Genomic DNA, 12776 nt, shown 5'->3' on the forward strand with positions numbered 1-12776 from the left:
GTTGTTTTTAGCTGTGTCATACGCGCAGATTTATTTAATGAAAGCTATGAAATATAAGAAAGTGTTGATACTATGGTTGCTCACATTAGGGGGATGTAATACCTTATCTAAGCAACATCAAAATCCTTACCATCCAGTCTTGACTCATTATATCCCTGTTTATTCTGCTGTTCAGCATACTTATTCTTCTCATTGTCTCGATGCTACGCTTTGTTATAGGCATGCTTGTGATCCTGTTATCCGTTTCCCTGCTGATTATCCTGCTTCTGTTGCTGATTATAGGTACTCCTTTGTTCCTCCTGATGCATACACCCACTCCTCTTGTTGTATGGTTAACCAGAATGAGGTGGATGATTCTGTTTGTTCTGCTATTTCTGCTTACCCTCCTAGTGCTGTTTGTCCAGTTGTTATACAGGCCAGTGTTACTAGTTGTGCACCGTTTTGCTTCATCGGGTGGTTTGGGTGCTTTTGCTATCCCTGATTGTTGTATGCAAAAGGCCTTAAAGCATCTATAGTAGACCTTTTGGTTCATCTAAAATGGTATTTGTTCATGATACTGGTTAATAATGAATTGTATCCCACTTTTTTTTGATAAAAAAGTGGACAAAAAATCAAGCCCTCGATAAAATGCCAATTTCTACACCTCGACTTTTTTCAGGGGCGTTGTTCTTTTAACGCAAAAACCACTGCGCTGAACACATACTCATTTCTTCAGTTCGTAGCCTCTACTTTTTAATCAGCTTCCAATTGGTCTATCAAAGCAGTCACACGTGCGCCTTGCATCACCGAACGATCGATGATAAACTTTAAATTGGGTATTTTATGCATTTTCCCCGCCACCCTTTTGCCTAATAACCTTCTCATCGTACTTTTATGGCCATCAATCTTTTGCAATAAGGTTGCCTGCTCCTCATTCAGGGAAAAGCTGAGATATACTTTTGCCAGACTCAGGTCACTGCTTAAGTCAACCGTTGTAACTGAGATCACTGCACCCCCAAACAACCGAGCGGTTTCTATTAAGAATAGTATGCCCAGCTCCCTTTGCACGAGCTTAGCCATTTGTTTTATTTTAATCGCATGAGTAGCCTGTACCATCTTTTTATTCAAGTAATGCAGCAACTATTTGCATAAATGCATCCACCTGCAGCGAAGCCCCTCCAATCAGCCCACCCGCTACGTTAGGAGAGCGCAATATAGCGTTTGCATTTTGTGGATTGCAGCTCCCACCATATAGGATAGGAACGTTTTCGCCTGCACATAGCTCCGATAACACCTCCCTTATAAAGGCGTGCATTTCTGTAACCACTGCTAAGCTAGCTACTTGTCCAGTGCCAATTGCCCAAACCGGCTCGTAAGCAATCGCTACTGTTTCTATTTCCTTTGATGTTAAGCCCATTAAGCTTTCTTGCAACTGTTGTTGCACCATTGTTTTGTGGTTGCCATGCTTGCGTGCTGCTAAACTTTCACCACAGCAAAGAAAAGGTTGCATACCAGCCTCCAATACCCTTTTTATTTTTTGAGCCAACAGTCGATGATCCTCCTTTTGGTAGTTTCTGCGTTCACTATGCCCAATCAGTACACCCTTTACACCTATAGCGGCTAGCATAGCCGCTGATACTTCTCCCGTAAAAGCACCCTCTGCCTCATGGTGACAATTTTGAGCAATGAGTTGAATAGCGTGTTGATCACCTATTAAGTCAGCTATAGCCGACAAATGGACAAAGGAAGGGGCAATGTATAGCGCTAATGAACCCGCGTTTATGGCCTTTAACTCAGGCAACAATGCCCCCATAAAGCCGATGACCTCTTGGGCCGTTTTGTACATTTTCCAATTACCTATAAGGTATTTTTTTTGCATGGCTGTGTGTGCTATTTACGTTAGATATAAAACCCGCTTAAGCGCCGCTACGGTTTGGGCTACGTTGGGTAAGATGGCCTCTATTAGAGTAGGTGCATAGGGAAGAGGCACATCTAAGTTATTTATTTTTTGAATCGGCGCGTCTAAATAGTCGAAAGCATGCTTTTGAACCTGGTAAGCTATTTCAGACGCGATCGAAGCCAGTGGCCAGGCTTCTTCTACGATTACCAAGCGATTGGTTTTTTTTACCGACGCAATAACGGTCGATAGGTCTAGTGGACGAATCGTACGTAAGTCAATTAGTTCCACTGAAACACCTTGCTTTTGCATGACCTGTACGGCTTCCTCTGCTGTTTTAATCATTTTCCCAAAAGAAACCAAGGTTACATCCGTGCCCTCTTGCCTCAGATGCGCCTTCCCTATGGGCAACAAATAGGTGTCTGCGGGTACTTCTCCTAAGTCACCATACATTAATTCCGACTCCATAAATAGGACCGGGTCATCGTCTCTAATGGCACTTTTCAGCAATCCCTTTGCATCATAGGGGTTAGAAGGAACAATTACTTTTAGCCCTGGACAGTTGGCATACCAACTCTCAAAGCTTTGAGAGTGTTGGGCACCTAACATGCCCGCATTACCAGTTGGTCCCCTGAATACAATAGGCACATGGTATTGCCCACCCGACATCGCATACATTTTAGCCGCTCCATTTACAATCTGATCTATCGCTACTAGGGAAAAATTAAACGTCATCAACTCTATAATGGGGCGTAAACCATTCATAGCAGCTCCTACACCCAATCCCGTAAAGCCTAATTCACTAATAGGCGTATCTATTACCCTTTTTGCTCCAAACCGTTCCAGCATACCTTGACTTACTTTGTAGGCACCATTGTATGCCGCTACTTCCTCCCCCATTAAAAAGACCATTGCATCTCTTTCCATTTCCTCTATCATTGCCTCGCGCAATGCTGCTCTAAATTGTATCGTCCGCATCTCCTAGCATTTTATTAAATAACCATACGTCTCATCAAAGATAGGGTATATCAAGAAAAAATATTAACGCCCTAAGCGCTGGCTATGCGTCATTACTCAGATACTCCTTTAGCGCACTTCTAATTTCTTGCGCAGATAGGTTGTTTTCCATTGTCCCCTTTCTAGCTATGGATATTTGTCCAGATTCTTCTGAGACGATTAAAACCAATGCATCTGTTATCTCCGTAAGCCCAACAGCTGCTTTATGACGCAGTCCAAAACGCGCCGCTATATTTGGATGTTCCGTAACCGGTAAGATACACCGCGCTGCTACGATCCTATTGTTGTGAATAATCACTGCGCCATCATGCAATGGGCTATATTTATTGAATATAGCCATTAATAACCGCGCAGAGACTACTGCATTAATCAAGTCACCAGATTCTTCATAATAGCGGAGGTCTGCATCTTTTGTAAATACAATGAGCGCACCTGTGTTACTGCCGCCTAAGGTTTGTACCGCTTTTACCACTGGTGTGACATCAATTTCATTCTTTTTATCCGTCAACCAAGGAATGATTTGTACCACCATCGCTTTACTGCCCATCAGACTTTTGCCTAAGCTAAACAAGAAATGGCGGATCTCCCTTTGAAAAAGAATAATCGGCACGATAGGACTGGTCCATATACGCAAAATAGATGCGACTACCTTCAGCTGTAAGGCTTGTACCATCCAATAAAAAAGATATACGATCAAGCAACCCAGGATGCACTTTACAGCTATACTACCCTTTACTAATTTATATACCCAATAAACCAAGCAACCCAATAGTGCTATATCAACAATAAGCCTAAAACTAATGTCCCAACGCTCAAGATAGAATAGGTTAAATGGCATGGGTGAAATTTATTTTTTAGTTGATAGTCAAAATAGTTTATATAAATTAGGCGTGTAAAAATTTGTAATTCGTTGTGATCAGTAAGGTATTTTAGATTAATTTTGTGTTAAAAAAACGATTTTGTTGGCAAAAAAGCAAATTTATAAATCATGAAAAATATAGGAATGGTCCATCATACACTGAGCAGGGCAGTTTTGTGGTTTCTACGATAAACCATCAAGGTATAGAGTTACAAAAGCTTTGTGTTATTTTGTAAGGCGGATTAGGTTTAGTATACCTACCTTTCGAAAGTAGACCAATCGTACAAAAGTTAGGTGGCTTTGATTATAAGTAAATTATTTGGTAAATTCTAAGTTTATACGCAATGTTTTGTATCTGTTAGCAGTCAAGGAGTATAGGTTGGCCTTGTTATAAGGCAGTGCACAAAAATGCAAATCTATTATAATTTAATATGTTTAAAAAAAATCTATTCCATCCATCAACCTGGTGGATCATTGTTATGGCCATCTATGCAATGGTAGATAGTTGTAAAGGTTGTAAGCAAAACAAGAAAATAACGCCTATCCCTGCATCCCCTACGGACACTACGCTTACAACACCTACAGTGCCAGCAACTAAGCTACCAGATAAGCTGTCAGACCCGTTGCATGGCTCTACAGATAGCCTATACTCTGAAGCTAGTACCGTTTCATCAGGTAGTTCCTCTTCTTGGGTTTCTAGCGGTGCTTCAGCCACTTCTAGTGGGTATGCTTCTTCAAGGAGTTCTAATAGTAGTGGCTCCTCAGCTGCGCCAAAGCCTTCTGATCCTTTGTTTTCCTTTGCTGGTCTTGCTAATCTTGGAAATAGTTGCTTTATGAATGCAGCATTGCAAGTGATTGCAGCTCTCTATCCGGAGGAGGCGCAGGATGGCCCCCTCAAAGGGCTGGTTAATAAAATCAATGCTGGCCCCGGGGTAATATCTCGGGATGTTATAGAAGGGTTTGTGGCGGATTTTCCAATACCGGCGAAGAAGATGGTAGGTCAAGGTTACCAGGAAGATCCTGATGAGTTTATTAGCCATTTTTTTACAGAGGACTTTCCAGGGTATTTTACACTTATTTCACGTATCCTTTATAAAAAAGAGGCTGAAGCAGCCATTTATGTAAAGGAAATGGGTAAAGAATATCCTAAGACATTGCGTATAGGTTTTAACAAGAACGAAAACTGGGATAAGTACGACTTAAATGAGCTCGTTGCATTGAATATGGAAGAGTTCATAGATGAAACAGACGTACGGGAATGTCGGAATGTAGATCCGACTAATTGTGTAACCTTCTCTATGGAGAAGATGTCTGCTTTTGTAGAAAAGCATCAAAGCAGGCTAGAACCTATACAAGGGAACACCTCTAAGGTAAAAAAATGTATCCAACAAACCGTGTACATGGATATGCCTTCTAAGTTATGTTTACAACTAAAGCGATTTGAAAACTCTCGCGTTAAAATAATGGATCCAGTGCATGGAACAATGACGCTTACTATTCCATTAGATCCTAATTGTAAGGATCATGTTGTGAAATATAATCTATATGCTTTTATTCAACATAGGGGCGAGGGAATAAGTAGTGGCCACTATATTGCCTATGTAAAGCGCGAAGACAAATGGTATAGAGTGAATGATGGTACGATAGAAGAACCGAGTCTATCAGACGTTATAGATGCGTCTAAAACCGCTTATCTATTGTTTTATAAAAAACAATAAAAGAAGGTATCTGTTCACGATACTGGTTCATAATGAATTTTATCCCACTTTTTTCTTGATAAAAAAGTGGACAAAAAATCAAGCCCTGGGTAAAAAGTCGCTGAAAGTGTCATCTTACAGATGAAAAAACAGAAAGCGCCCCCTTTGGGGGCTTTAAAAGGAACTGTTTTTCTAGTCATCTCTAAGATGCCACTTTTTACACTACGACTTTTTGCAGGGGCGTTTTTCTTTTAATGCAAAAAATCAGTGACTTGAACAGATATCTATCATTTTAATCGGCGTTTGCTTCCATTGCGCTAATTTAAATAGCGTATGGCCACCAATACAAAGTTGGCGCGCAGTAAAAGTATTGCAATGATCTGTTGTTTTCGCTGCAAAGCAGCGCACTGCATTGTTTTTACTCTGTACTAAATTCCTTGATCAGCGGTCGTAGTACTGAGCATATCTTGAATAGATGCATCATAATTTGCTATTCAACCTAACGAAGCTAGGAAAGGCATGGTGGCAATCATAACCGGAGGGTCTATTAGGCAGTATAGTCAGCAGGTTGCTTATATACCGCTTATCCGTTTCCAATTGTCACATAGAACCGCTGCAGCGGTCGCTGCATTTAAGGAGTTGGCATGGCCATACCTAGGAATGGAAACTGCTTCTGTTAGAGTTGCTTGTACGGCAGGCTGAATCCCATGGGATTCATTCCCAATAACCAATATCCCATGGTCTGGAAACAAAAAATCATGCACAGACTTCCCTTCCAACATAGCACCTAGGATAGGCAGCTCTACACCCTGTAAATAGCGAGGTAAGTCTACATAATGCAAGTTGACCTTTACAAAAGAGCCCATACTGGCTTGTAATACCTTTGGGTTATAGAGCTCTGTAGTGGTTTGTGCGCAGAGTATGGTAGTTATCCCATACCAATCTGCTATACGAATCATAGTGCCTAAATTACCAGGGTCTTGCATGCCATCTAATGCAAGGGTTATACCCTTGGGTGTTAGGCAGGGAGCAGTGGATAGGGGTATAGCAGCTACTGCCAGTACGTCATGGTTGTGGACAAAGGAGCCTAGTCCAGAGAGCAATGCTGTATGGGTTTCAAATACCTCTGTTTCTGGACGAAAGGTAGCAACCATATCTGGATTACTTGCAAAAAAATCAGGCGTTCCAATTATACATTTGATAACATAATCAGAAGCAAGCAATGCTTGGACGCCTTTTTTTCCTTCTAAGACAAAAGCAGCCCGCTCTAGGCGGTATTTTTTAAGCGCCAACTGGCGGATAGATGCGGCTTTTTTTTTACTTAAAATAGGATACATAGATTCCTTATTAAGTTGATAGCATTGTCTGAACAGGTAGGTTGTTTTTCTATCTATCTGTCGCGTTCCGTTTTACTGACGCGTAGCACCCCTTTTTTTTACATAGTGAAACAATACATAATGCATAGCAATTACACATGGCAGTATCGCAAGCTTTAATATAAAAGCTAATGAAATGAAAGGCAAAAACAATAATGTTATGGCGATTGTAAAGATACTTTTAAATGAAATCATAGACAAAAAAATTAATAGCGTATTCCATTAAGATGGCCTCTAGGACCATTGTAGCGTTATGTGCACAATAATCCAAAAGCATTTATAGACATCTTACATCCTATTAGGCAGATAGATTGAGCATGCCTAAGAAAGTTTCTGGTGAAACATACCAACCAATTGATATAGCGCAAACTCTGCATGCTTTACCTTTAAAGCATGCTCGACCACATCGATTTCAGCTTTTTGCGTTGCTTCTTCTGCTTCACGTAATTCTAGTAGTTTGACCTGCTTCAAGCGATATTTTTCCCTTATAAAAACCAATTTTTGCTTGCTTATTTTTAGTTGCTCCTCTGCTACGCTATGCGCATCTAAGGCATGATGGTATTGCCATTTTTTATCTTCTAAACCATCCTCTAAAGCCAATTTTTGTTGTTTTAACGCAAACGTGGCATTATGCAATGCTATTTTTGCTTTTTTAATTTTTGCAGGCATGAGCAGTAAAGTAGCGATATCAATCTGGATCCCAATGCTTCCAAACCATTTACTAGGCGTAGCATCAAACGCAAATGGTTCATCTTCAAAATTATATGTATACCCCTTCGATTGAAAACAAGCCAATAGGTTTAAACAAGAAAGCGGGTGGGCTTTAGCTCTGCGCAACTCAGTTGCTGCTATAGCTACTTTTTTTTCTTGTATGGCTACCTTTAAATCAACCATTTTTTCTTTTGTGACTGCTTGAATATCCCATATAGGTTGCACAGAAATAGTTGGGTGCACCCATATTTCTTCATTGAGGGGTTTGCCAAGTAGTACATTTAAATTCCGGCGTTTTCCTTTCAGGGCTTCCTGCCGCTCTAATAAGCTTAACTTGACCTGTTTCAGGGCCAGCTGTGCATCCAAACAATCTATTTTGGAGATCCGTCCTACTTTTAATTTTTCTTCTTCTATCTTTAACCTAGCTGTGGCTAGTTTGATTAGGTTCTTGGATAATTTCCACTTTTTTTGTGCCAAGGCAAGTTTATAGTAAGCCATAACTACCCGCTGTAGTTCTTTTGCTATTGATTTTTTAGCATCTAGCTTATAGATCACATTATTTTGATGGTGTATTTTAGTTTGGAATATTTTATCGGCTAATGATGCCAATTCCCATTGTAATGTAAAAACAGGTTTGGATCGCATGTGCGATTGCATAGCGTTTGTTTTGGCGCCATTTTGCTGCGCAGATGATTGTGTGCTTCCTAGCCAGCTGTTTTCGTAAGCCAACATACAAGTGGCTTGAGGCAGCCATATCTGGAAAGCATCTATTTTACGGGAGAGTATGGCTTTCTTTTTAGTCTGTGCAGCAATCTGAATATTTAAATTATCTTTTAAGGCCATGTTGATGGCTTCTTGCAAACTGATCGGCTTGCTTTTCGCTTCTGTGCTGTGGTGGCCTAAAAAGGCTATGCTACCTATTAGGCTAAAGCGTACAACCCATTTTTTCATTATCAATCTCATTAAATGTATTAGCTAATTTTTCCATCTACAATTTCTTGAATGCTATTGCATTGCCGTGCTACCTGCAGAGCGTGGGTCACGATAAGAATTGTATTTCCCTCTCTATTCATCTCCTTAAGCAAAGCCATGATCTCATGTGCCGTGCTGCTGTCTAAGGCACCTGTTGGCTCATCTGCCAAGATGAGGGGAGGAGCTGTGACCAATGCACGGGCAATAGCTATCCTTTGTTGTTGCCCCCCTGAAAGGGCATTGGGTTTATCATGGGCATAGGCAGTTAATCCCACTCTATCGAGCATGGCCCATGCACGCTTGTAACGCTCTGTTCTGCCTATGCCTTGGTAATAGAGCGGAAGGGCTACATTCTCTAATGCTGTTTTGAAAGGAATTAAATGAAACTGCTGAAAGATAAACCCAATTAATTGGCTTCTATAGCTGCTAGCATGTTGATACGAAAGATTTTTCATCTGCACACCATTCAGATGGTAAGCCCCATGGTCATAGGTATCCAATAGGCCAATAACATGCAACAACGTAGACTTTCCAGCACCAGATTGCCCCATTAAGGCAACAAAATCCCCTTTTTCAAGGTGAAAATCTACCCCCCTAAGTACTTCCCTGGTGAGGGTACCCGTCTGAAAGGATTTATATAAGCCCCGTATCTGAATCATGCTACGCTTCTACAATTAATTGGTCTGCCTCCGTAAGGCCTTCTTTTACCTCGACATATAGACCATCGGATAGCCCTAATACCACCTCTTTTTCAACCACTTTACCTTCATGTAGACATTTTACGCAATAGGTTGTACCTTTTATTTGAATCATGCTTTCTGGTACGGATAGCACATCATTGACTTGCTCTAGAATCACCTCTGCAAGCGCTACATACCCTGCCCGTAAAGCAATTTTTGATTTTTTTGGTTTATGTACCACCCCTTCTATGTCAAATTTAATTTCTCCTTTTTGGAATGCCTCTTCATTGGCCTTGGGTGCAATTTTAGTTAAAGTAACTTGCAGTTTTTCATCATTCAAAGCATTTAATGAGGCGGTAAAGGTCATCCCCTTGGTTAAGTGGATCACATCTAATTCACTGACCTGAGCGGAAAACAAAAAATGAGCCATATCCCCAATAAGCGCTACTGTGGTGCCAGACGCTTTGTCACTGATTGCTTGCACCATACTGCCCTCCTTAGCAGGTAAACCTAAGATGGTCCCTTTGATAGGGGCTTTTATGATGTTGGCCTCTACGCCTTTTGCTGTAGTATAGCCATATTGAATGATTTCTAACTTTTTCTGAGCTGCAGCAACTTTTTCTTTGGTTTGCTCCCAGGCTGCCAATGCCGCTTCATAGGTTTCTTTGGCCAGCATCTTTTTACTAAAGAGTTGCTTGCTTCTTAAGTATTTGGTTCTAGCTTGATTGCGATCAATAGTGGCCAAACGTAACTTGCTGGCTGCAGCCTCCACCTCCTTCAGATTAGGCTGTATTTTAATACGTGCAACCGCTGCGCCTTGTGGCACATAATCCCCTATGCGTACGAATAACTTATCTACCACACCCGTCACATGGGACTCTAATTTATTTTCTTTATAGGGCATCAGGCTACCAGAAAAAACTTTTTTGCGCACAATCGTTCTACGCGTGGGCTCGGTAGTTTGAAAAGTGACCGGATCTAACTTCAAGATTGTCCGCGTTAGTTGTTCCCATTTCGTTTTATATATTTTGGAGTAAGCAAAAACCCCTCCAGCTATGAGACCAGTGATTAAAATCAATTTGGTTATTGTACGCATTTTTATTCTTTATTTAAAGCATCTACTGGTTTAATGTATCCTACTCTTTTTATAGGGATAATGGCTGCTAAACAACCAGATAGTACCAAGACGACTAAGGCATATAGAGAAAATTGAAATTCGAAACGGGCGATGCCATGATTTTCAACCATAGGAAGCAGGTAGCGATTCATCCATTGGAGTATGCCTATACCGGCTCCTAGTCCCAATATACCGGAAATCAAGTTAATGACAATCGATTCCAGCAAAATTAAACCCATGATATCGCTGGGTTTTGCGCCCATCACTTTACGAATGGCCAATTCTTGCCTACGCTCTTTTACTACAACCAGCATCATATTACTGACACCTACCACACCACTAACCAAAAAGCAGAGGCTCACTAGCCCAATAAACCCTTTCATAACGTTAAACAACACTTCAAAAATCGTAGTCCTTTGAAATGGGCCACGTATGCATAGCGCGTCCTGCTGATTCGCGTTAAAATTGAGTCGCTTGGCTAGATAGGTGAGTACTTTTGCTGCTGCCTCTATCGCATTTTGTTTGGGTGCTAGGGTAGCTATGATACCATCAATGCCTTCCGCATGCCCACGAAACAATGCTTTAAATAAACTGCTGGGCAGCATGATGCGTGTGTTATTGAACCAAATCGTTTCGTCTAATACACCAATTACACATACCCTAACGCCATCTATTGCGATAAATTGCCCTACTGCTTGGCGCGCATCAAATATTTTCTTTTTCATCTCTAAGCCCAGTATACATACTGAGCGTCTTTCCGCTATGTCACGCGCATTGAAAAAACGCCCCTCTACAAGGGCTAAGTCGTTGATCTTTTCATACCCAACCCCTACACCCAGCAGATCACTTTTGTGTATGACTGGTCCATACGCCACCGAGCTTGCTTTTTGAAAAAAAGGCATCACTTGGCTAAATAGATTTAAACCAGTGGCCAGTGCATTGGCTATGGCTTCTGTCAGGTGGATAGAAGCCGTTGACCCATACCCTTCAGAAATATACATACAACGCGTAGTATAGCTGCGAAACCGCTGCATCATACCATTGTGAATACCACTGCCTACGCCTTGTAAAAGCACCCAGATAAGCATGGCCCACATAACGCCAAAACCCGAAAAAATAGTCCTGATTTTATGGGCTTTTAAACTATGTAAAACCTCTATAAACCATTGATATCCAAACATATATAATATAATCAATATCCGTTCAGGTAATAGATAGACTGCCCCAAAACGAGCAAAAGTTCCCTTTACTTATTGCCCAATGCTTCGATAGGCTTTATCTGTACCGCACGCATAGCCGGTAGCATCCCTGCCAAGCAACTGGTTGCGATGATTAATCCCAATCCACCCAACATATATTCAAGGGGAAAGGTTAAAGTAGATAGGTAATAGGTTTTGCACAGCGGCACTACCCATTTATTAAACAGTTGGATCAGTGTAAAGCCTGCTCCAAAACCGATGATACCAGCCACAAGGGTGACCATCACTACTTCACATACAATCATCGCCATAATATCTATAGAACGGCTCCCTAATACATTTCGAATCGCCATTTCGTTGCGTCTTTCTTGAATGGTCACTAGCATCATGTTACCCATGCCTACCATACCAGTGATGAGCAGACATATACCGATGATCGTATTAAAAATAGCTATGTTGTTAAACAACTTATGAAATTTATCGGCATGTTTGGTGATACTAAATAGTTCAAGTGCTTGGGTATCGTTCACATCAAAATGCAAATGGCGCGCAAAATAAGCGCGGAGTTGTTTTTCCACGACTGCCTCACGTGCAGTTGGTACTAGGGTGAGTCGAATAGCATCTACATAATGGCTGCGTTGAGGAAATAGCGCTTTGCACAAGCTATGGGGCAGCAATATCGCATTAGATTCACCATAAAGGCTGGCTTCTAATGTATCTAGTACACCCACTACTTGCAAACCTATATCCCCCAAAAAAATATATTGCCCAAGGGCAGAGGCATGCCCAAATAATTTTTCTTTCATATTGATGCCCAGAATGCAAATGTTATTGCCTACTCCTGCATCACGTGGTGTAAAAAAGCGCCCTTCCTGTATGGGTAAATGAGCCAATAAAGCATAGCAGGGTGCACAGCCCAAAATAGGTGCCGTGACCTTTTGGGTGGCATACCTTACGGGATGCTTACACTGTAAGATAGGGCTACTATGCTGAATCGTGTGAAAGGATTGAGATAAGTTTACAGCCATGGCTGCTGGAATAGCATGGTGGACACCCGCACTGCTTCCTCCCCTGATGGTTATGGTTTTTGCGCCATACTTTGCAAAGACTTCGGAAACACCATTGTGAAAGCCATTGCCCACAGCTAATAGCAACATCCATATAAAAACAGCCCATAATAGACCAAACCCCATCGATAAGGTTTGCGTGGTATAAGTGGTAAGGCGCTGGTAGGCCTCTTTTAAAGCATGTAAAACACACATAAGCAATCTA

General features: G+C 41.4%; 12 protein-coding genes. 2 read left to right on the forward strand and 10 right to left on the reverse strand.

Annotated features, from left to right (window positions below):
• The first annotated feature begins 46 nt into the window (after nucleotides 1-46).
• Nucleotides 47-481: a hypothetical protein gene (locus tag CE557_RS02305; RefSeq protein ID WP_162789958.1), complete on the forward strand. Its 435-nt coding sequence runs from the start codon at nucleotides 47-49 to the stop codon at nucleotides 479-481.
• Between the two features lie 251 nt (nucleotides 482-732).
• Here CE557_RS02305 and rbfA read toward each other — a convergent pair whose 3' ends face one another.
• From rbfA to cdaA, 4 genes are all read right to left on the reverse strand, one after another.
• The gene (gene rbfA / locus CE557_RS02310; protein WP_114910001.1) at nucleotides 733-1107 is read right to left on the reverse strand and encodes a 30S ribosome-binding factor RbfA; all 375 of its coding nucleotides are present in this window, start codon (nucleotides 1105-1107) and stop codon (nucleotides 733-735) included.
• On the reverse strand, nucleotides 1100-1858 hold the full coding sequence (gene tpiA, locus CE557_RS02315) for a triose-phosphate isomerase (protein ID WP_114910002.1): 759 nt from the start codon (nucleotides 1856-1858) through the stop codon (nucleotides 1100-1102). The genes rbfA and tpiA overlap by 8 nt, the downstream gene beginning before the upstream one ends.
• 15 nt (nucleotides 1859-1873) lie before the next feature.
• A complete protein-coding gene (locus CE557_RS02320) occupies nucleotides 1874-2854 on the reverse strand; it encodes a pyruvate dehydrogenase complex E1 component subunit beta (protein ID WP_114910003.1) in 981 nt (326 codons plus the stop codon).
• Nucleotides 2855-2936: 82 nt separating this feature from the next.
• Nucleotides 2937-3731 carry a diadenylate cyclase CdaA gene (gene cdaA, locus CE557_RS02325; RefSeq protein ID WP_114910004.1) on the reverse strand — a complete coding sequence of 265 codons (795 nt, stop codon included), beginning with the start codon at nucleotides 3729-3731 and terminating at the stop codon, nucleotides 2937-2939.
• A gap of 452 nt (nucleotides 3732-4183) precedes the next feature.
• On the opposite strand from cdaA, the gene CE557_RS02330 reads away from it, so the two are divergent.
• Nucleotides 4184-5470 (forward strand): ubiquitin carboxyl-terminal hydrolase family protein, encoded by a 1287-nt coding sequence (locus CE557_RS02330; protein ID WP_114910005.1) that lies wholly within the window; start codon nucleotides 4184-4186, stop codon nucleotides 5468-5470.
• A 551-nt stretch (nucleotides 5471-6021) separates the two neighbouring features.
• Here the strand turns inward: CE557_RS02330 and CE557_RS02335 are convergent.
• The 6 genes from CE557_RS02335 to CE557_RS02360 form a co-directional block, all read right to left on the reverse strand.
• On the reverse strand, nucleotides 6022-6786 hold the full coding sequence (locus CE557_RS02335; protein WP_114910006.1) for an RNA methyltransferase: 765 nt from the start codon (nucleotides 6784-6786) through the stop codon (nucleotides 6022-6024).
• Nucleotides 6787-7146: 360 nt separating this feature from the next.
• Nucleotides 7147-8499 (reverse strand): TolC family protein, encoded by a 1353-nt coding sequence (locus tag CE557_RS02340; RefSeq protein WP_114910007.1) that lies wholly within the window; start codon nucleotides 8497-8499, stop codon nucleotides 7147-7149.
• A gap of 8 nt (nucleotides 8500-8507) precedes the next feature.
• The gene (locus CE557_RS02345; protein WP_114910008.1) at nucleotides 8508-9167 is read right to left on the reverse strand and encodes an ABC transporter ATP-binding protein; all 660 of its coding nucleotides are present in this window, start codon (nucleotides 9165-9167) and stop codon (nucleotides 8508-8510) included.
• 1 nt (nucleotide 9168) lies between these two features.
• Nucleotides 9169-10284 carry an efflux RND transporter periplasmic adaptor subunit gene (locus tag CE557_RS02350; protein ID WP_114910009.1) on the reverse strand — a complete coding sequence of 372 codons (1116 nt, stop codon included), beginning with the start codon at nucleotides 10282-10284 and terminating at the stop codon, nucleotides 9169-9171.
• 2 nt (nucleotides 10285-10286) lie between these two features.
• Nucleotides 10287-11486, reverse strand: coding sequence for an ABC transporter permease (locus CE557_RS02355; RefSeq protein WP_114910010.1), 1200 nt, complete (start codon nucleotides 11484-11486; stop codon nucleotides 10287-10289).
• Nucleotides 11487-11551: 65 nt separating this feature from the next.
• Nucleotides 11552-12766: an ABC transporter permease gene (locus tag CE557_RS02360; RefSeq protein WP_114910011.1), complete on the reverse strand. Its 1215-nt coding sequence runs from the start codon at nucleotides 12764-12766 to the stop codon at nucleotides 11552-11554.
• Between the last annotated feature and the right edge of the window lie 10 nt (nucleotides 12767-12776).

This window comes from Cardinium endosymbiont of Sogatella furcifera (assembly GCF_003351905.1).
Classification (GTDB): Bacteria; Bacteroidota; Bacteroidia; order Cytophagales; family Amoebophilaceae; genus Cardinium.